Source organism: Aminobacter sp. MET-1, from assembly GCF_026521175.1.
In the GTDB taxonomy this organism is placed as follows: Bacteria; Pseudomonadota; Alphaproteobacteria; order Rhizobiales; family Rhizobiaceae; genus Aminobacter.
Genome location: NZ_JAMSHL010000002.1, coordinates 453,107 through 471,953, shown reverse-complemented (window position 1 = coordinate 471,953; position 18,847 = coordinate 453,107). Strand labels below are relative to the sequence as shown.

Sequence of the window (18,847 nt, the reverse complement as noted above, 5' to 3'; positions counted from 1 at the left end):
GTCTTGCCGTGGTCAACGTGACCAATCGTGCCGATGTTCACATGAGGCTTATTACGCTCGAATTTACCTTTTGCCATTGTCTCTTTCCTTGAGCATCGGGACCTTGGTTCCGGTCGGATGCGGGGCGATTAGCGATAAAGCCCGAAAAAGACAAGCACCTTTTGGCCAAACGGGCTGTCTGGGCCAAAAAGCGACGTCGCTCTTTCAGTGCAGGTTGCACATATAGGGACAAGCAAGTGTAATTGAAAGGCATCCCGCGCCTGGCGCAAGCCTGGAGCGGGTAGCGGGAATCGAACCCGCGTATTCAGCTTGGAAGGCTGCTGCTCTACCATTGAGCTATACCCGCATCCCGAGCGCCACGCGCCTGTTCAGGAGCGAAGGACGCTCTGGTATCCACCTCGCTTTGGCGCATGGTCTTTTCCGAAAGATGAGCTTTCGGGGCCATGCACTCTGTGGCTCGCGGCCGGCAGTGGTGGAGGAGGTTGGATTCGAACCAACGTAAGCTGAGCTAACGGATTTACAGTCCGTCCCCTTTAACCACTCGGGCACTCCTCCAACTGCTGCCGGAGCCATGCGACGAGGCATTCCAGATCCCGGTTCCTGGCGAAGCGCCCTGCCCCGAAATCTGCGTGGGCTTATGGCGAGAAGGATTTGGCCTGTCAACCGGACAGCGTGCGTTTTCATGCGGAATATTCACAGCGCCGACTAACCGGCCGTATCCAAAGCGCAGCGCGGCGGCTATAGCGAGACCATGAACGATACAAAAAAGCCCGGCACGCCCAAGGACACCCATTACGCCAAGCTGCGTCGCACTTTTCGCGACCAGAAGGCTGGCGGCGCCCCCGAATTCAGGCCCAAGCGGCCGGTCCCTCCGGGCGAACTTGCAGCTGACGGCCTCGTGCGCCTCTACGGCCTGCACACGGTGCGCGCAGCGCTCGACAATCCGCGCCGCAAGATCAGCAGGATGCTGGTGACTCGCAACGCCGCCGAACGGCTCGAAATATCCGACATCGGCGCCCTGCCCTTTGCGGCGGAAATGGTCGAACCCAGGGACATCGACAAGATCACCGGCTCGGAAGCCGTCCATCAGGGCGTGTTGATCGAGGCAGAACCGCTGAAGCCCAAGGCACTGTCGGCACTCGGCGATTCGCCGCTCGTGCTGGTGCTTGACCAGGTCACAGACCCGCATAATGTCGGCGCCATCATGCGCTCGGCTGTGGCTTTCGGCGCTGGCGCATTGATCACCACGCAACGTCACAGTCCGCATGAGACCGGCGTGCTCGCCAAGTCGGCTTCGGGCGCACTCGAGCACATCGACCTGATCGAAGTGCGCAACCTTGCCGACGCGCTTGGCCAGCTGCACGAGGCGGGCTTCCAGACCATCGGCCTCGATTCGGACGGCCCGGCGGAACTGGAAAAGACCTTCTCCGCAAAGAAGGTGGCGTTGGTTCTGGGCGCGGAAGGCAAGGGCCTGCGGCAGAAGACGCGCGAGACCGTGACGTCGCTGGCGCGCCTCGACATGCCGGGGGCGATCCGTTCGCTGAATGTGTCCAATGCGGCTGCCGTGTCGCTCTATGCGGCGCGCCTTTGGCTGCGGTAAGCCGCGGCATCTTCACTCACCGGGTAGGCTTGACCTTCCACCTGGCGGAAGCCGTAATTTCCATGGCGCAACGGAGTTTCGCCATGGTCTGCCGCCCCAAAGTTTTTGCTATCCTGTCAGCCGTCCTCGCGCTCGGCTCGGCCACACCCGCATCCGCGCAGGGAATCAGCATCGCGGATCTCGCCGGCAAGACGCATATTCATGGGCTGGCCTTTGACCGCGCCGCCCCGCCTAATGTCCTGGTCGCCACCCACCACGGACTGATGAAGGCTGCACCCGACGGCACGGTGACGCCGGTTTCCGACAGCCGCGACGACTTCATGGGCTTTGTGCCGCATCCCTCTGACGCGGCGATCATGTTCGCCAGCGGCCATCCGCAGGCTGGCGGCAATCTCGGCTTCATCAAGTCCACCGATTCGGGAAAGAGCTGGGAGCAGATCGCGACCGGCGTCGATGGGCCGGTCGATTTTCACCAGCTGGCGGTCAGCCCGTCCAATCCCGACGTGCTCTATGGCTCGTATGGAGCGATCCAGACCAGCCGCGACGGCGGTAAGAGCTGGGCAGTCGCCGGCGACGGCCCGGCCAAGCTGATCGACCTCGCCGTGTCGCCTGCAAACCCCGATACGGTCTATGCCGCGACAGAAGAAGGTCTGCTGGTGAGCCGCGATGCCGCAAAGAGCTGGCAGCCGCTGATGGCAGATGTGCCGGTCACGACAATCGACCTGGCTGCCGACGGCACGATCCTCGCCTATGTGCCGGGTCGCGGGCTGCTCAAGGCAAACGAATCGTCGCCGACATTCGAGAAAGTAGCCGACGGCCCCGATCCTGCCGGCTACATCCTGCATCTGGCGATAGACCAGCAGAAGCCGCTGCGCATGGTGGCTGTCACCGGCACCCGCGCCATCGTCGTTTCCGGCGATGCCGGGGCGAGCTGGAAAATGCTCGGCAAGAAATAGCGCCACGAAGCCGCAACGCTGAACGGGCCCGCTGCGACGCGCAGGGACCCGTTCATCGACAGTGATGAAAAAGATGCGGCGTTGGGAACTTCCGCCGCGCCCTTCCCTGCCTATGCTGCTTCGCTGTTGGCTGCGTCGCCCGAGCCGACCTCGAAATTGGCCATGCGCTCCAGCGCCCGCACCAGCGCCGAGTGATCTTCCTTTGCCCCGCCATTGGCCGCGCAGGAGTTGAACAGCTCCTGCGTCATCGACGTGTTGGGCAGCGAGACGCCGAGCGCCTTGGCGCCCTGCAGTGCGAGGTTGAGGTCCTTCTGATGCAACTCGATGCGGAAGCCGGGCGCAAAGGTGCGCTTGACCATGCGCTCGCCATGCACCTCGAGAATACGCGAGGCGGCAAGTCCGCCCATCAGCGCCTGACGCACCTTGGCCGGGTCGGCGCCTGCCTTGGAGGCGAACACAAGCGCTTCGGCAACGGCCTCGATGGTCAGCGCGACGACGATCTGGTTGGCGACCTTGGTGGTCTGGCCGACGCCGTTGGGTCCAACCAGCGTGATGTTCTTGCCCATCTTTTCGAATACCGGGCGGGCGCGCTCGAACGCCTTGTCGGTGCCGCCGACCATGATGGTGAGCGACGCCGCCTTGGCGCCGACCTCGCCGCCCGAAACCGGCGCATCGAGATAGTCGCAGCCGAGTTCGTTGATCTTCTTGGCAAACTCCTTGGTCTCGATCGGCGAGATCGAGCTCATGTCGATGACGAGCTTGCCCTTGGAGAGGCCTGACGCAATGCTGTTTTCGCCGAACAGAACATCGGCCACCTGCGGTGTGTCGGGCACCATGGTGATGACGATGTCCGAGGCTTCGGCAAGCGCGCGGTGACCTGTGACCTTCTTCAGGCCCTTGGCGACGAGCGCGTCCGGCAGCGCGCCGCGATGGTCGCTGGCATAGACTTCAAAGCCCGCATTCAAGAGATGCCCCGCCATCGGGGCGCCCATGATGCCAAGGCCGACAAATCCGATCTTTTCCATTTTCTTTGTCCTTCAAATGCTGGTCAGGCGGCCGCACTGCCCTTGCGGGCAAAGCCGGAGAACCATCCCAGTCCTTCGACCGTACCGGCCTTGGGCTTGTATTCGGCGCCGACCCAGCCGGCGTAGCCGATGCGGTCGAGGTGCTCGTAGAGGAACGGGTAGTTGATCTCGCCTGTGCCCGGCTCGTGGCGGCCGGGATTGTCGGCCAACTGCACATGGGCGATGCGCGAGAGGTTGGCCTCGATCGTGCGGGCGAGATCCCCCTCCATGATCTGCATGTGGTAGATGTCGTATTGCAGGTAGAGATTGTCCGAACCGACCTTGTCGATCAGCGCCAGCGCCTGCTTCGTGTTGGTCAGGAAGAAGCCGGGAATGTCCCTTACGTTGATCGGTTCGATCAGCAGGCGGATGCCTGCAGCCTTGAGCTTCTCGGCAGCAAAACGAAGATTCTCGACGAAGACGTTTTCGACGGCATCGCGATCGACGCCCTGAGGGGCGATGCCGGCAAGGCAGTTCACCTGCGTGCAGCCAAGAGCCTGCGCATAAGCGATTGCCTTGTCGACACCCTGGCGGAATTCGTGGATCCGGTCGGGCAGCACGGCAATGCCGCGCTCGCCTGCCCCCCAGTCGCCGGGCGGCAGGTTGAACAGCGCCTGGGCCAGGCCGTTCTTCTTGAGACGTGCGGCAATCACGTCAGGCGCATGATCGTAAGGCGCGATATATTCGACCGCCGCAAAGCCGGCACGCGCCGCTGCATCGAAGCGATCGAGGAAGTCGTGCTCGCCAAAGAGCATCGACAGATTGGCTGAAAACTTGGGCATTGTTGTTTCCTCAAAAATCAGTCGAGCAGCATGATCGCGGTGGGAGCGTCTTCGTTGCTCTCGGCAAGCTCTTCGAACTCGACAACATTGTCGATCTCGACGCCCATGGAGATGTTGGTGACGCGTTCGAGGATGAACTCGAGGACGACGGGCACCTGGTGCTCCTTCATGAGCTGCTTGGCCTGCTTGAAGGCCGCGGCAAACTCCTCCGGCTTGCGCACACGGACCGCCTTGCAGCCCATGGCCTCGGCAACCGCGACGTGGTCGACACCATAGCCTGCCTCGGGGTCGCCGGAGCGGTTGATATTTTCGAACGACAGGCTGACCTCGAAATCCATGCTGAAACCGCGCTGCGCCTGGCGGATGAGGCCGAGATAGGCGTTGTTCACGACGACATGGATGTAGGGCAGCTTGTGCTGGGCGCCGACGGCCAGCTCCTCGATCATGAACTGGAAGTCGTAGTCGCCCGACAGCGCCACGATATCGCGGTCCGGATCGGCGGCACGGACACCAAGCGCCGCCGGCAACGTCCAGCCGAGCGGGCCAGCCTGGCCGCAGTTGATCCAGTTGCGCGGCTTGTAGACATGCAGGAACTGCGCGCCGGCAATCTGCGACAGGCCAATGGTGGTGACATAGGTGGTGTCGCGACCGAAGGCCTTGTTCATCTCCTCGTAGACGCGCTGCGGCTTGAGCGGCACCTGCTCGAAATGCGTCTTGCGCTTCATGGTCTTCTTGCGGTCCTGGCACTGCTTGGCCCAGCCGGACCAGTCGCGCAGCTTGCCTGATGTCTTCCACTCGGTGGCGACGTCGAGCAGGATCTTCAAGGCAGCACCGGCATCCGAGGTCACGCCCAGGTCGGGCGCAAAGACACGGCCGATCTGGGTCGGCTCGATGTCGATGTGGATGAACTTGCGGCCGGCCGTGTATTTGTCTACCGAACCGGTGTGGCGGTTGGCCCAACGATTGCCGATGCCCAGAACGAAGTCCGAGGCCAGCATCGTCGCATTGCCATAGCGATGCGAGGTTTGCAGACCACACATGCCGGCCATCAGGCGATGGTCATCGGGGATCGAGCCCCAGCCCATCAACGTCGGGATAACAGGAACGCCGGTGATTTCGGCAAACTCGATGAGCAGATCGGATGCGTCTGCGTTGATGATGCCGCCGCCGGCAACGATCAGCGGCTTCTCCGCCTCGTTGAGCATCGACAGCGCCTTTTCGGCCTGCGCACGGGTCATCGCCGGCTTATGGATTGCGAGCGGCTCATAAGCATCGATATCGAACTCGATTTCGGCCAGCTGAACGTCGACAGGCAGATCGACCAGAACCGGGCCCGGACGCCCCGAACGCATCAAATAGAAGGCCTTCTGCAGCGCCATCGGGACCAGATACGGCTCCATGACCGTCACCGCCCACTTGGTGACGGGGGCAGCGATCGCCGCGATGTCGACAGCCTGGAAGTCCTCCTTGTTCAGACGGGCACGCGGCGCCTGGCCGGTGATGCAGAGGATCGGAATGGAGTCGGCGGAGGCCGAATAGAGACCGGTGATCATGTCGGTGCCGGCGGGGCCGGACGTACCGATGCACAGGCCGATGTTGCCGGCCTTGGTGCGGGTATAGCCTTCGGCCATATGCGACGCGCCCTCGACGTGACGTGCGAGAACGTGGCGGATGCTGCCGCGCGCCTTCAACGCCGAATAGAGCGGGTTGATCGCCGCACCCGGCACACCGAAGGCACAGGAAATGCCTTCCTTCTCGAGAACGAGGACTGCAGCATCGACTGCGCGCATCCTGGCCATTTCGTACACCTCCATCGGTCGTCATGTTTGAACGTGACTGGATGGTGTCACCGCATTGCCTATTTTGCAATTTTTTCAGAATACTTTTTCATTTTTCTAAAAACATCATTTCTCGTTGATTTTACGAGGCTTTTCATTTTTCGTTGCGTGTCTTCCAAATTTGGATGAAAAAGTTTTTTACGAACGACGAATGGGAAAACCATGGCAACGACCGAAAAGCGCCAGCGCGGCAGGCCGCGCGCCTTCCAGCCCGCCCCTGATGCAGGTTCGGTGCAGTCGCTCGACAGGGCGCTGCGCATCCTCGCCATCGTCGCGCATGGCGACGGACTTTCGCTGAGTGAGATCGCGGCAGCCTCGGAGCTCGCGGCGTCGACCGCTTACCGTATGCTGACGACGCTGCAGAACCACGGCATGGTCGAGTTCGACAGCGATGCGCAGCTTTGGTCGATCGGCGTCGAGACCTACCGCATGGGATCGGCCTTCCTGCGCCGACGCAAACTGGTCGACCGTGCCCGCACGGTCATGCAGGAACTGATGGAGAAGACTGGCGAGACAGCCAATCTCGGTGTCGCCGAGGACGATTGCGTGGTGTTCGTCAGCCAGGTGGAAACGCATCAGGCGATCCGCGCCTTTTTCCGGCCGGGCACCAAAAGCCCGTTCCATGCCTCGGGCATCGGCAAGGCCGTACTCGCCCATCTCGACCGCGACCGGGTGAACGCCATTGTGCGAAAGGCCGGGCTCGATGCCTATACCGAGCGGACGTTGTCGGAGCCGGCGTCGCTTGCCCGCGACCTCGAACATATCCGCGAGCGCGGCTGGTCGGTCGACGACGAGGAGCGCTATCCCGGCATGCGTTGTGTGGCGGCAGCTGTGTTCAACGAATTCGGCGAACCCATCGGTGGCGTTTCAGTTTCCGGACCGACTGTGCGCGTGACCCCGGAAAAGGTTCTGCAGATCGGGCCGCTGGTGCGCTCGGCTGCGGCCGAACTGACCCGCATGATCGGCGGCTCCGCCGACGGCCACAAATAGAGTGGCCGGGCAGGCAAGCAGCCTCCCCGGCCTGGCCAGCGTCGGACGGTTACCTGCTACAGGCGGCAGTAGCGCAGCCGGCCATCGAAGCCAACATAGGTGTCGGTGCGTGGATCGTAGCTGCGGTAGCGGGCAAAGCAGCGCTGGACATGCGCGTCGTAGGGATCCGCGGGATAGTAGGCGTCGTAGACTTCGTAGGCGGGCGCCGGACGGGTGCCTCCGGCGATGATGGCGCCGGCGATGAAGCCACCTGCGCCGGCAAGGGCAGCAGCCTCGGCCCTGGTGAGGCCACTGGCGGACGACTGCTGGACTGTAGCGACGAGGCCGACGGTCACGACTGTGGCTGCGACCAGACCCGAAATCAGCTTGCTCTTGAAAGACATGGTGCTCTCCTGTTGCCATCTGGGAGGCGATCCATCCGCCTCATGACTGTCAGTCGCGGCGGCAGCGCGAAAGGTTCACGGCAATGGCAAAATTCTTTTTGCCCGGGCCACCAAACATCGGCTGGCCATCGCGGGCATGGGCGGCCGACTTGACAGTTCGCTGGCAAGCGCCGAAGTCATCAGGCGCATTCGCAACGTCGCCAACGCCCCCGGGAAGCCAATGAGCCTTCAGTCCGTCAAAGCCTTCTTCGCTGCAAACGCCCCCGAGATAGTCGTCATCGAGACGGAAGCCAGCTCAGCCACGGTGGCGCTGGCCGCCGAGGCGCACGGGGTAGAACCGGCGCAGATCGCCAAGACCATATGTCTGCGCGTCGGCGAGCGCGTGCTTCTTGTTGTGGCGCGCGGCGACGCCCGCATCGACAATCGCAAGAGCCGTGACGCCTTTGGCGGCAAGCCGCGCATGCTTGACCATGAGCAGGTCGCCGAACTTACCGGGCACCCGGTCGGCGGCGTTTGCCCATTCGGCCTGGCCACGCCCCTTCCCGTCTACTGCGACGTCTCCCTGCGCGCCTATGACGAGGTGGTACCAGCGGCCGGTGCGACAAATGCGGCCGTCAGGATCGGCGTCGAACGCATGGCCGAACTCGTCAATGCCGAGTGGTGCGACATCTGCCAGGACGCAAACGACAAGGCGGAAGCTGCGGAATAATCAGATTTGCGCGTGGACGGAGGCCCTTCTCCGCTCGGCTGCATCGACAACAATTTGAACGTAGAAGCGTCCTGGTCATGTTGGAAATCGAGCGAGCGGCGCGGCGCCTGCACTACTACTTCCAAAATATCGGCCGCGACGCTCTCCCACAGCTGTTTTTCCGAAAGCAGCTGGCCAACGTGCTCAACGAAATCGAGCGCCGCGACATCGTAGATATCGCCCGGCGCCTGAACCACTACAACAAGCTATCGCGCCCGCAGGTCGTGCCGGAGACTGCATCGGCTGTCGGACGCATCCCGATGCGCAAGAGCCGCTACTATTACGACCTCAAGGAGCACGCGCGCTATTTTCCGCGCCATTTCAAGGTGATGCATATTTTCGGCGACGTCACTGTCGTGCCGGACGTTCCTGCGGTCGTGAAGAGCCGGCCAATCTCCGGCGACAACAGCAATGCGGTGCTGATGAAGCTCGACAAGTATCGCCATTTTCAGATCCTGCACGACAAGACGCGGTTCGAGGACAAGATCCCGAAGGCTGTATGGCGCGGTGGTGGACACAACCCCAAGCGGATTGCCCTGGTCGACGGCTTTCATTCGCACCCGCTTTGCGATGTCGGCCGAACCAGCGGCACCAATGACGATCTGGGACGCAAGGGGTTCCTCACGCCCGTCGAGCAGATGAGCTACCGCTACCTCCTTTCGATCGAGGGGGTGGACGTTGCCACCAACCTCAAATGGGTGATGGCCAGCAATTCGCTTTGCATGATGCCGAAGCCGACCTTCGAGACCTGGTTCATGGAAGGTCTGCTTCAGCCGGGCGTCCACTATGTGCAGTTGCGCGACGACTTCGCCGATCTGGAAGACAAGATCGTCCACTACGAACGCCACCAGGACGAGGCGCGCGAGATCATCCGCAACGCCAACGCACATGTGAGGCAATTCGCCGACAAGCGACTGGAAAGGCTGCTGTCGCTGCTGGTGCTCTACAAATATTTCGCCTTGAGCGGCCAGATGGACGCCGATGCCAATATTGCCAGCCTATGGGCGGCGAACTGACAGCAGCGTTTCCGGCGGGCAGGCTGCTTCGGCAATTCGAGTTGTTTGAGAGATGGTGCCCCCGGCAGGAATCGAACCCGCGACCTTCGGTTTACAAAACCGCTGCTCTACCAGCTGAGCTACAAGGGCAATTCGCCCCGGTTAGCACATCTGGCGGCCCAGTAAAGCATTTTCCGGGAGAAGGCGCGCGTTCCCCACGCCTTCGCAGCGAGAAGGCTAAAACTCCACCGTTTCGATCACTACATGGTGGCCAAGGGGTTCCAGCCCCTTCAGGAGAATGGCTGATGATCAGGTTTGTCGTCCTGGCGCTTGTGGTGATTGCGGCGTGGTTTGTGCTGTTCAAGCTGTTTCATGCGATCAAGGAACGGCGAATCGACTGGACTGGTGTAGCTACGATCGCTGGCTTCATCGTGCTTGCCTTTTACCTGCGCCACGTCACCGGCATGGGCTGAACCACTGGCGGCGAAGCGTATTCGCGTCCCTTTGCTTCCTCCGGGCCGCGTGCTACCCCGTTGCCGGCGGACGACATGGGCGTTCGCACCGCCGGCAGGAAGCACATGGACGCCAAGTCGCTGACATTTTCATTTGCATCGTCAGGCACGCCAGAGGCGGATGCCGCAGCAAAGCGGCTTGCCGGCAAATACGGGCAGATGCCGGTCGGCCAGGCCGACATCATCGTCGCGCTCGGCGGCGACGGTTTCCTGCTGCAGACGCTGCGCGAGACGATGAGCACGGGCAAGCGCGTCTACGGCATGAACCGTGGCACGGTCGGCTTTCTCATGAACGAATACAATGAGCGCTCCCTGCCCGAGCGCCTTGCCGTGGCAGTCGCCGAGACCATTCGTCCATTGGAGATGGAAACCATCGACGACACCGGCGTGGCGACGCAGGCGCTCGCCATCAATGAAGTGTCGTTGCTGCGCCAATCCTACCAGGCCGCACGGCTGCGCATCTCGGTCGACGACAAGGTGCGGCTCGAGGAGTTGATCTGCGACGGCGTGATGGTGGCGACCCCGGCCGGCTCGACTGCCTATAATCTCTCAGCGCACGGCCCCATCCTGCCGCTGGACGCACCACTTCTCGCCCTGACCCCCGTCAGCCCGTTCCGTCCGCGCCGCTGGCGCGGTGCGCTGCTGCCCAAGACCGCAGTGGTGCGCTTCGACATTCTCGAGGAAAAGAAGCGTCCAGTGAATGCAGTGGCCGACCATACCGAGGTGAAGTCGGTCGTCTCGGTGAAGGTGCAGGAGTCCGCTGTTCACACGGCCACGTTGCTGTTCGATCCAGGCCACTCCTGGAGCGAACGCATCCTGGCAGAGCAGTTCAGGTACTGAGATATCTGCAGTGCCAACAAGTAGATGGCTGCAACTGCCCGTCATTGTGCCAGTTTGAGTTGACAAATCGCATACTTACGCCTATCGCGTTGCGGCATTCACAGGCGGTTTGCGCCTGTCGTGGCGAAACTGCCGCGCCCTTGAACGAGCAAAGACAGCCAACAAACTTGTCCGAAGACACTCAGACCGCTCCAGAAGCGTTGACCTTCGCAGACCTCGGCCTTTCGCCGAAGGTCCTTTCTGCAGTCTCCGACGCGGGCTACACGCAGCCTACGCCGATCCAGGCTGGCGCCATTCCGCATGCGCTCCAGGGCAAGGATGTGCTTGGCATCGCGCAGACGGGTACCGGCAAGACGGCCTCCTTCGTGCTGCCGATGCTGACGCGTCTCGAAAAAGGCCGCGCCCGGGCCCGCATGCCGCGCACGCTGATCCTCGAGCCGACGCGCGAACTCGCAGCACAGGTCGAAGAGAACTTCGTCAAATACGGCAAGAACCATCGCCTCAACATCGCGCTCCTGATCGGCGGCGTTTCCTTCGACGAGCAGGAAAAGAAGCTTGAGCGCGGCGCCGACGTCCTGATCGCAACGCCTGGCCGCATGCTCGACCATTTCGAGCGCGGCAAGCTGCTGCTCACCGGTGTCGAGATCCTCGTCATCGATGAGGCCGACCGCATGCTCGACATGGGTTTCATCCCCGACATCGAGCGCATCTGCAAGCTGATCCCGTTCACGCGCCAGACGCTGTTCTTCTCGGCGACGATGCCGCCCGAAATCACCAAGCTGACCGAGCAGTTCCTGCACGCGCCGGTGCGCGTCGAGGTCGCCAAGGCATCGTCAACGGCATCGACCGTCACCCAGCGGCTCGCCAAGTCCGGCCCCAAGCCCTGGGACAAGCGCGAGACGCTGCGCCGCCTGATCAAAGCGGAAGGCGATGAGATCAAGAACGCGATCATCTTCTGCAACCGCAAGGTCGATGTCTCGGAGCTGTTCCGCTCGCTGGTCAAGCATGACTTCAATGCCGGCGCGCTGCATGGCGACATGGACCAGCGCGCGCGCATGACCATGCTGTCCAACTTCCGCGACGGCAAACTGCAGTTGCTCGTCGCCTCGGATGTTGCCGCACGCGGCCTTGATATCCCCGACGTCAGCCACGTCTTCAACTACGATGTGCCGATCCACGCCGAGGACTATGTCCACCGCATCGGCCGAACCGGCCGTGCTGGCCGGTCGGGCAAGTCGTTCACGATCGCGACGCGCTCCGACACCAAATATGTCGATGCCATCGAAAAGCTGATTAACCAGAAGATCGAATGGCACGACGGCGACCTGTCGACGGTGGTTGCCAGCGAGGGCGACGACGAGGCGCCGCGCCACGGCCGCAGCCAGTCGCGCCGCGGCGGCAAGGAGCGGCACCCCCGCGACCGCAAGCCTCGTCGTGAGGACGCCCCGCTCGCCCAGGAAGCAGCTACGGTCGAAGTGGTGGCCGACACCAATGTGGTCTCCGACATCGACGAGCGCCGCGCCCGCAAGGATGCCATCCGCAACGGCAATACCGAGCGCAAGGGCGGCCGTCCGGACCACGAAGACAGGAACCGACGGGACGATCGCAATCGCCGCCATGGGCGTGAACGCGACGACGACGACGACCGGGTCGTCGGTTTCGGCGACGACATGCCTGCCTTCATGCTGATTGCAACCAACGTTTGACGACAGACGCTTCGCAATTGCCTCAATGAAAAACGGCCCCTTTCGGGGCCGTTTTCTTTTTGCCTGCGGTGATCGCCGCTCAGGTGAGCGGCGACAACTGGATTTCGACGCGACGGTTCTGAGCCCGGCCTTCGGCCGTGGCATTCGAAGCAATCGGGCGGGTCGCACCGAAGCCGGTGACGGCAAAGCGGCGCGAATCGACGCCCTGGGCGCCAAGGTAGTTCGCCACCGACAGCGCACGGCGCTGCGACAGGTCGAAATTGTGCTGGTCGCCGCCGGTCGAGTCGGTGTGGCCGAACACGTCGACAGTCGTCTGGTTGAACTTCTTCAGCACCAGCGCCACGGAATTGAGCGTCTGGTAGAAGCCCGCCTTGACCGCATCCTGGTCGGTGTTGAAGGTGATGTTGGACGGCATGTTCAGGATGATCTGGTCGCCGGCGCGGGTAACGCTGACACCGGTCCCCTGAAGCTGGGCACGGAGTTCAGATTCCTGCCTGTCCATGTAACCACCAGCCAGGCCACCGGCGAGTGCGCCGACGCCAGCACCGATCAACGCGTTGCGACGGTCATTGCCGCCGGCCAGCAAACCAAGCCCGGCACCGGCAAGCGCGCCGATACCGGCACCTGCTGCGGCATTGGAAACCTTCTGCTGACCCGTGTAGGGGTCGGTCGTGCAGGCACCGACAAACATGCTGCCAGCCAGCGCGAGAATCACTGTCTTTTTCATTCTGGGATGTCCCTCTCCGTACCGCGAAACGCAACGGCGCTTCGCGCAAAGCCCTTCCCCGGCCTTGTAGCATGAAATACGGCGAAAAGCGGAACGGAAGCAGCAACAAGCGAGCAAACTCGGCGCCGCCAGCATGAGAAATTTTGCCTGTTACCAGAGGTTCTTGCCGTCGATGACGACAACCTCGATCTGATCAAGGTCAAAGTCGTCGAACAGGCGCGAATTCACGCTGATCTTGGGATTGTCGAAATCCGGCTCGCCGGTCGACCAGTCGGGCGTTTCGGTGAAGGTGCCGCAGCCGCAGACAGCGCAGAAGCCGTGCTTGACCGTCTTCGAACCCCATTCATAGACGGTGACGTTCTCCGCCGGGCTCGTCAGCTTGAACTGAGCCGGGCTGTAGTAGGCCCACAAGGAGCCGCGCTTGGAGCAGAAGGAGCAGGTGCAGAATGTCACCGCGGCCGGCGCCTCCGTCACCTCGAAAGTCGTTGCCTTGCAATGGCAGCTTGCCTTGATGACCATGAGCACTCTCTTCGCTTGCTTGAGCCGCCCCGCTGGCGACAGCACTTCATATCGGACGTCTGCTGACACGCTGGTGGCAGGAATGCAGCAAGCCGGCGCTCATTCAATAGGATTTCGGCGGCACGAAGAGGCAGATGGTGCGGGTGTTGTCTGCGCCATCGACCGAGCACCAGTGATACTCGCCGTCGGGCGAATCGTGCAGGCGAACATCCTTGTATGGAACGACCTCACCGGTGCCTTCGATGACGTAGCCCTTCGGGCTTTCGCCGATCGCCTTTTTCGGCACCTCACGGCAATCGTAGCCCGAGCAGCAGGCGAAGGGGTAGGCCCAGCCTTTGGGCGCATCGTGCCCTTCAGCTGGTGGCATGCCGAAAGCGATCAGAACAAGGATGGAAAAGGCCGGCCCTACTCGGCGCGGCAGGCGTTGTTCCGGGCACAGCATTCCGCTCTCCCTGAGACCAAGCATTGCCAGCACCCGCACGATTAACGGGCTCTCGCGCAGATTGTTCCGGCGCTGCCTTACGCCTGCCAGAAAATGCTTCGGCCCGGGCGCTTGCGGGCGCCCGGGCCGAACAATGTCTCTAAGCTCGCGAGCCATACGCCCGCGTTTGCGGCCGTGTCAGTCGATATCGGCCACAGCCTGCCCTACGCCGCCTTCGATGCGGTTGGCGAGCGAGGCTTCCATGAACTCGTCGAGGTCGCCGTCCAGCACGTCGGACGGGCTGGTGCTCTCGACGCCGGTGCGCAGGTCCTTGACCAGTTGGTAGGGCTGCAGCACGTAGGAGCGAATCTGATGCCCCCAGCCGATGTCGGTCTTGGACGCGGCCTCGGCGTTGGCCGCAGCTTCGCGCTTCTCGAGCTCGACCTCATAGAGGCGCGAGCGCAGCATTTCCCACGCCTTGGCGCGGTTCTGGTGCTGCGAGCGGCCCGCCTGGCAGGCAACGGCGATGCCGGTCGGGATATGCGTGATACGCACCGCCGAGTCGGTGGTGTTGACGTGCTGGCCGCCGGCGCCCGACGAACGATAGGTGTCGATGCGGACTTCCGATTCCGGAATGTCGATCTGGATCGTGTCGTCTACAACGGGATAGACCCAGGCGCTTGAGAAGGACGTGTGCCGGCGGGCGTTGGAATCGTAGGGCGAAATGCGCACCAGACGATGCACGCCGGATTCGGTCTTCAGCCAGCCATAGGCGTTGTGGCCCTTGATCAGCAGCGTCGCCGACTTGATGCCGGCTTCTTCGCCATCGTGCATTTCCAGCACCTCGACCTTGAATCCGCGGCGTTCGGCCCAGCGGGTGTACATGCGCAGCAGCATGTTCGCCCAATCCTGGCTCTCGGTACCGCCGGCGCCGGCATGGACTTCGAGATAGGTGTCGTTGGAGTCGGCCTCGCCAGACAGCATGGTCTCGATCTGGCGCTCGCGCACCTCGGCGGCCATGGCCTTGATGCCGGCCTCGGCATCGCTGATGATGCTCTGGTCGCCCTCGGCCTCGCCCATTTCGATGAGTTCGAGATTGTCGGACAGCGTCTGCTCAAGGCGCTTCACGCCGTTGACGCCGTCGTCCAGCGACTGGCGCTCGCGCATCAGCTTCTGCGCTTCCTGCGGGTCGTTCCAGAGGGTTGGATCCTCTGACCGCATGTTCAGGTAATCAAGCCGCTTTACCGCCTGATCCCAGTCAAAGATGCCTCCTCAGCAGGCTTATGGCCTGCTTGATTTCGTCGACAATGTTCTGCGTTTCCGCGCGCATGATATCTTGCTTCTTCTTGCTGGTTTCGGCCCCAAAAGGCCTATTGAATCGGCGCGGACCATAGGGAGGAGCCTGTCGCCTGTAAAGTAAAATGGGCAGGCGCGGCCGCACCTGCCCATCAGACTGGCTGTTGTCGCAGAGGTCTAGCCGGCGGAGGCGGCCTCGAGCTTGGCCACCTCAATCCTGGTCATCTGCAACATCGCCTGCATGACGCGGCCGGCCTTTGCCCCGTCGGGGTCGCTCAGCAGGCGCGGCAGCGCCTCGGGCACGATCTGCCACGACAGGCCGAACTTGTCCTTCAGCCAACCGCACTGCCCCGGCTGACCGCCCTCCGACAGCGCATACCAGTAGTGATCGACCTCGGCCTGGTCGTTGCAGTCGACCACCATCGATATCGCTTCGGTGAACTTGAACATGGGACCGCCGTTGAGCGCGGTGAACCGAAGTCCTTCCAGCTCGAATTGCGCCACCATCACGCTGCCTGCCGGCGCCGGCCCGGCCTCGCCGTAGCGCGTAACCGAGCCAATCCTCGAGTTCCTGAAGATCGACGTATAGAAATTCACGGCCTCCTCAGCCTGGGTGTCGAACCACAGGAACGGGCTGATCTTCTGCATCTGCATCACATGCTCCCTTGGCATTGAATTCGAGCGGGACCGGCGTTTGCCGCTCCCTGTTCAAATGACGCCGGGCGGTCACGGTTCCCAAGGAACCTCAACAGGCAAGTAGCTCGGCACCAATTAATAACCAAAAAGCTATATAACTTCACAGGAATGCGCAAGGCATCATATATGGCCGAACAAACAAAAATGCGCGCGGCCTTGCCGCGCGCATTGTTTTGTTCTCGTCAGGCTGGCGGCGCTTAGTACAGACCGCCGCCGCCTTCGCTGATGGCCTTGCTGGCCTGTGGCGAGAGTGCCTCGCCGTAGCCGTTGCTGCCGTCCTCGCCCATGCCGATGACCCAGTAGCTGTCGGCCGGGCCAGTGCCGGGCTTGAAGGCTTCCATGATGGTTCCAGGCGCGCCCTGGGCTGCCTGCATGCCTGTCTTGCGGTCGATCGAGATCAGGCTCATGCCCTCGGGAACCACGAAATCGACCTTTGGCGTACCGTCGAGCGCGACCTTCATGAAATCCTTGAACACGGGGGCAGCGAGACCGCCGCCGGTCGTGCCCTTGCCCAGCGACTGCGGCTTGTCGAAGCCGAGATAGAGGCCGACAACCAGGTTGGGCGTATAGCCGACGAACCAGGCGTCCTTCTCGTCGTTGGTGGTGCCGGTCTTGCCGGCCATCGGACGATTGAGTTCGAGCAGCGTGGTCGCCGTGCCGCGCAGAATGACGCCTTCCATCATCGAGGTGATCTGGTAGGCGGTCATTGGGTCGAGCACCTGCTCGGAATTGTCGACCAGCTCAGGCTCGGCCTGGTTGGCCCATTCGGTGGCGTTGCAGCCCTCACAGCCACGCTCGTCATGCTTGAACACGGTCTTGCCGTAGCGATCCTGGATGCGGTCGATCAGCGACGGCTTGATCTGGCGTCCGCCATTGGCCATCACCGAATAGGCCGAAACCATGCGCATAACCGTGGTTTCGCCCGAACCGAGCGACATCGCCAGCACCGGCAGCATCTTGTCGTAGACGCCGAAACGCTCGGCATATTCGGCGACCGTTTTCATGCCCATGTCGTTGGCCAGACGAACCGTCATCAGGTTGCGCGAGCGCTCGATGCCGGCGCGCAGGGTCGAAGGACCGGCGGCCTTGCCGTCATAGTTCTTCGGCGTCCAGCTGGTGGAGCCGGTCTGGATGGTGATCGGGCCGTCCATGATGACCGACGCCGGCGTGTAGCCGTTGTCGAGTGCTGCTGCGTAGACGAACGGCTTGAAGGCCGAGCCCGGCTGACGCATCGCCTGGGTGGCGCGGTTGAACTCCGACTGCGAGAAGGAGAAGCCGCCGACCATAGCCAGCACGCGGCCGGTGTGCGGGTCCATGGCGACGAGGCCGCCGGAGACTTCAGGTGGCTGCTGCAGTGAGTAGCCGTCACCCTTGTCATTCTTGAGCACGAAGACGACGTCGCCTGGCTTCAGCACTTCGGCCGGGGAATTGGCCTTGACGCGCTTGCCGTCGACAACGTGGCGCATGGCAAAGGCCATGTCGTCCTTGGAGACGGTGGACTCTTCGCGATCCTTCGACAGGGCGCCGGAGACCTCGCGCTTGGGCTGCAGGCCGATGGTCAAGCCGCTCTTGTCGCTGGCGAGCACGACGGCGAGACGCCATTCGGGAACGTCGTCGAGGCTCTTGACCTCGCCCAGCGGCACGCCCCAATCGCCTGAAACATCGATGTTCTTGACCGGGCCGCGATAGCCACGCAGGCGGTCGTATTTGAGCAGGCCCGCCTGCATGGACTTGCGGGCCATGGCCTGCAGCTTGGGATCGAGCGTCGTGCGCACCGAAAGACCGCCCTCGTAGAGCGCATTCTGGCCATAGCGGGCGATCAGCTCGCGGCGCACTTCCTCGGTGAAATATTCGCTTGCAAACACGTAGCTGCCGGTGCGGCGCGGGGTGACGCCCAGCGGCGAGGCCTTGGCCTTGTCGCCTTCCTCACGCGAGACGTAGCCATTCTGCACCATCTGATCGATGACCCAGTTGCGGCGTTCGATCGCGCGCTCGGGGAAACGGAACGGGTGGTAGTTCGACGGGCCTTTGGGCAGCGAGGCGAGATAGGCGGCTTCGGCGACTGTCAGCTCGTTGACCGACTTGTCGTAATAGGTCAGTGCCGCGCCGGCGATGCCATAGGCGCCGAGACCGAAGAAGATTTCGTTGAGGTAAAGCTCGAGGATGCGATCCTTCGAGTAGGCCTGCTCGATGCGGAAGGCCAGGATCATCTCCTTGATCTTGCGCTCGTAGGTCTGGTCGGCTGTGAGAAGGAAATTCTTCGCCACCTGCTGGGTGATGGTCGAGGCGCCGACCTGACGGCGGCCGGAACCGAAATTCTGGAAATTCGTCAGCACGGCGCGGCCGAGGCCGGTCACGTCGATGCCGGGATGATTGTAGAAATTCTTGTCCTCAGCCGACAGGAAGGCTGCCTTGACCCGGTCGGGGATCGCCTGGCTCGGCAGATAGAGGCGGCGCTCACGTGCGAACTCACCCATCAGCGCGCCGTCGGAGGCGTGGATGCGCGTCGTCACCGGAGGCTCGTACTTGGCCAGCACTTCGTAGTCGGGCAGCTCCTTGTTGAGCTTGCCGACATAAAGCGCCACGCCTGCCGCGACCATCAGCGCAAGCGTCGTGCCGATGCCGAAGAAATAGCCGATAAGACGAATCATGCCCGCTCCAGTACAAGGTTCGGGGATTCCCTAAACAAACCCGCCATCATCGCAAGCTGTCGGAACCGTCCCGATCCGCAATCGGCCACCCATGTCGCGTGGTTGTGGGCAAAATACGGCAAT

General features: G+C 62.4%; 18 protein-coding genes and 3 tRNA genes. 8 read left to right on the top strand and 13 right to left on the bottom strand.

Annotated elements, in window-relative coordinates; all coding sequences use genetic code 11:
• Positions 1 to 272 precede the first annotated feature (272 nt).
• Both NDO48_RS04950 and NDO48_RS04945 read right to left on the bottom strand, forming a co-directional pair.
• Positions 273 to 346: transfer RNA gene (locus NDO48_RS04950), tRNA-Gly, on the bottom strand.
• A 124-nt stretch (positions 347 to 470) separates the two neighbouring features.
• Positions 471 to 555: transfer RNA gene (locus tag NDO48_RS04945), tRNA-Tyr, on the bottom strand.
• A 196-nt stretch (positions 556 to 751) separates the two neighbouring features.
• Here NDO48_RS04945 and rlmB point away from each other — a divergent pair.
• Complete coding sequence (gene rlmB, locus NDO48_RS04940) at positions 752 to 1,600, top strand: 23S rRNA (guanosine(2251)-2'-O)-methyltransferase RlmB (RefSeq protein WP_018427825.1); 849 nt, start codon at positions 752 to 754, stop codon at positions 1,598 to 1,600.
• A gap of 62 nt (positions 1,601 to 1,662) precedes the next feature.
• A complete protein-coding gene (locus tag NDO48_RS04935) occupies positions 1,663 to 2,556 on the top strand; it encodes a F510_1955 family glycosylhydrolase (RefSeq protein WP_267320930.1) in 894 nt (297 codons plus the stop codon).
• 110 nt (positions 2,557 to 2,666) lie between these two features.
• Here the strand turns inward: NDO48_RS04935 and NDO48_RS04930 are convergent, their stop codons facing one another.
• From NDO48_RS04930 to gcl, 3 genes are read right to left on the bottom strand one after another with little or no spacing between them, the layout of a single operon-like run.
• Positions 2,667 to 3,581, bottom strand: coding sequence for a 2-hydroxy-3-oxopropionate reductase (locus NDO48_RS04930; RefSeq protein ID WP_267320929.1), 915 nt, complete (start codon positions 3,579 to 3,581; stop codon positions 2,667 to 2,669).
• A gap of 23 nt (positions 3,582 to 3,604) precedes the next feature.
• Positions 3,605 to 4,402 (bottom strand): hydroxypyruvate isomerase, encoded by a 798-nt coding sequence (gene hyi, locus NDO48_RS04925; protein ID WP_267320928.1) that lies wholly within the window; start codon positions 4,400 to 4,402, stop codon positions 3,605 to 3,607.
• 17 nt (positions 4,403 to 4,419) lie between these two features.
• Complete coding sequence (gcl, locus tag NDO48_RS04920) at positions 4,420 to 6,201, bottom strand: glyoxylate carboligase (RefSeq protein ID WP_026227167.1); 1,782 nt, start codon at positions 6,199 to 6,201, stop codon at positions 4,420 to 4,422.
• Between the two features lie 201 nt (positions 6,202 to 6,402).
• Here gcl and bhcR point away from each other — a divergent pair, with 201 nt between their 5' ends.
• Positions 6,403 to 7,230: an HTH-type transcriptional regulator BhcR gene (gene bhcR / locus NDO48_RS04915; RefSeq protein ID WP_267320927.1), complete on the top strand. Its 828-nt coding sequence runs from the start codon at positions 6,403 to 6,405 to the stop codon at positions 7,228 to 7,230.
• A gap of 56 nt (positions 7,231 to 7,286) precedes the next feature.
• Here bhcR and NDO48_RS04910 read toward each other — a convergent pair whose 3' ends face one another.
• Entirely contained in the window at positions 7,287 to 7,613 is a 327-nt protein-coding gene (locus NDO48_RS04910; protein WP_018427819.1) for a BA14K family protein, read from the bottom strand.
• Positions 7,614 to 7,833: 220 nt separating this feature from the next.
• Between NDO48_RS04910 and NDO48_RS04905 the strand changes: the two genes are divergently transcribed.
• On the top strand, positions 7,834 to 8,322 hold the full coding sequence (locus NDO48_RS04905; RefSeq protein WP_026227166.1) for a YbaK/EbsC family protein: 489 nt from the start codon (positions 7,834 to 7,836) through the stop codon (positions 8,320 to 8,322).
• A 77-nt stretch (positions 8,323 to 8,399) separates the two neighbouring features.
• Positions 8,400 to 9,377, top strand: coding sequence for a glycosyl transferase family 90 (locus tag NDO48_RS04900; protein WP_267320926.1), 978 nt, complete (start codon positions 8,400 to 8,402; stop codon positions 9,375 to 9,377).
• Between the two features lie 53 nt (positions 9,378 to 9,430).
• Here NDO48_RS04900 and NDO48_RS04895 read toward each other — a convergent pair.
• Positions 9,431 to 9,506 (bottom strand) — tRNA-Thr (locus NDO48_RS04895).
• Between the two features lie 155 nt (positions 9,507 to 9,661).
• Here NDO48_RS04895 and NDO48_RS04890 point away from each other — a divergent pair.
• The 3 genes from NDO48_RS04890 (at position 9,662) to NDO48_RS04880 (ending at position 12,414) form a co-directional block, all read left to right on the top strand.
• Positions 9,662 to 9,829 (top strand): hypothetical protein, encoded by a 168-nt coding sequence (locus tag NDO48_RS04890; RefSeq protein ID WP_018427816.1) that lies wholly within the window; start codon positions 9,662 to 9,664, stop codon positions 9,827 to 9,829.
• Positions 9,830 to 9,934: 105 nt separating this feature from the next.
• Positions 9,935 to 10,708: an NAD kinase gene (locus NDO48_RS04885; RefSeq protein ID WP_026227164.1), complete on the top strand. Its 774-nt coding sequence runs from the start codon at positions 9,935 to 9,937 to the stop codon at positions 10,706 to 10,708.
• A gap of 167 nt (positions 10,709 to 10,875) precedes the next feature.
• A complete protein-coding gene (locus NDO48_RS04880) occupies positions 10,876 to 12,414 on the top strand; it encodes a DEAD/DEAH box helicase (RefSeq protein ID WP_267320925.1) in 1,539 nt (512 codons plus the stop codon).
• A 79-nt stretch (positions 12,415 to 12,493) separates the two neighbouring features.
• Here NDO48_RS04880 and NDO48_RS04875 read toward each other — a convergent pair whose 3' ends face one another.
• The 6 genes from NDO48_RS04875 to NDO48_RS04850 all read right to left on the bottom strand — a co-directional run bounded on the left by NDO48_RS04875 (position 12,494) and on the right by NDO48_RS04850 (position 18,724).
• Positions 12,494 to 13,141 carry an OmpA family protein gene (locus NDO48_RS04875; RefSeq protein WP_018427813.1) on the bottom strand — a complete coding sequence of 216 codons (648 nt, stop codon included), beginning with the start codon at positions 13,139 to 13,141 and terminating at the stop codon, positions 12,494 to 12,496.
• Positions 13,142 to 13,291: 150 nt separating this feature from the next.
• Positions 13,292 to 13,660 (bottom strand): GFA family protein, encoded by a 369-nt coding sequence (locus NDO48_RS04870; protein WP_267320924.1) that lies wholly within the window; start codon positions 13,658 to 13,660, stop codon positions 13,292 to 13,294.
• 103 nt (positions 13,661 to 13,763) lie between these two features.
• Positions 13,764 to 14,027, bottom strand: coding sequence for a hypothetical protein (locus NDO48_RS04865; protein ID WP_051091963.1), 264 nt, complete (start codon positions 14,025 to 14,027; stop codon positions 13,764 to 13,766).
• A gap of 252 nt (positions 14,028 to 14,279) precedes the next feature.
• A protein-coding gene (gene prfB / locus NDO48_RS04860) for a peptide chain release factor 2 (protein WP_267320923.1) occupies positions 14,280 to 15,411 on the bottom strand; the annotation gives its coding sequence in 2 pieces (ribosomal slippage) (positions 14,280 to 15,344 and positions 15,346 to 15,411; 1,131 coding nt in all).
• 143 nt (positions 15,412 to 15,554) lie between these two features.
• Complete coding sequence (locus tag NDO48_RS04855; protein WP_267320940.1) at positions 15,555 to 16,025, bottom strand: VOC family protein; 471 nt, start codon at positions 16,023 to 16,025, stop codon at positions 15,555 to 15,557.
• A gap of 245 nt (positions 16,026 to 16,270) precedes the next feature.
• Positions 16,271 to 18,724, bottom strand: coding sequence for a penicillin-binding protein 1A (locus NDO48_RS04850; RefSeq protein WP_018427808.1), 2,454 nt, complete (start codon positions 18,722 to 18,724; stop codon positions 16,271 to 16,273).
• Positions 18,725 to 18,847 lie beyond the last annotated feature (123 nt).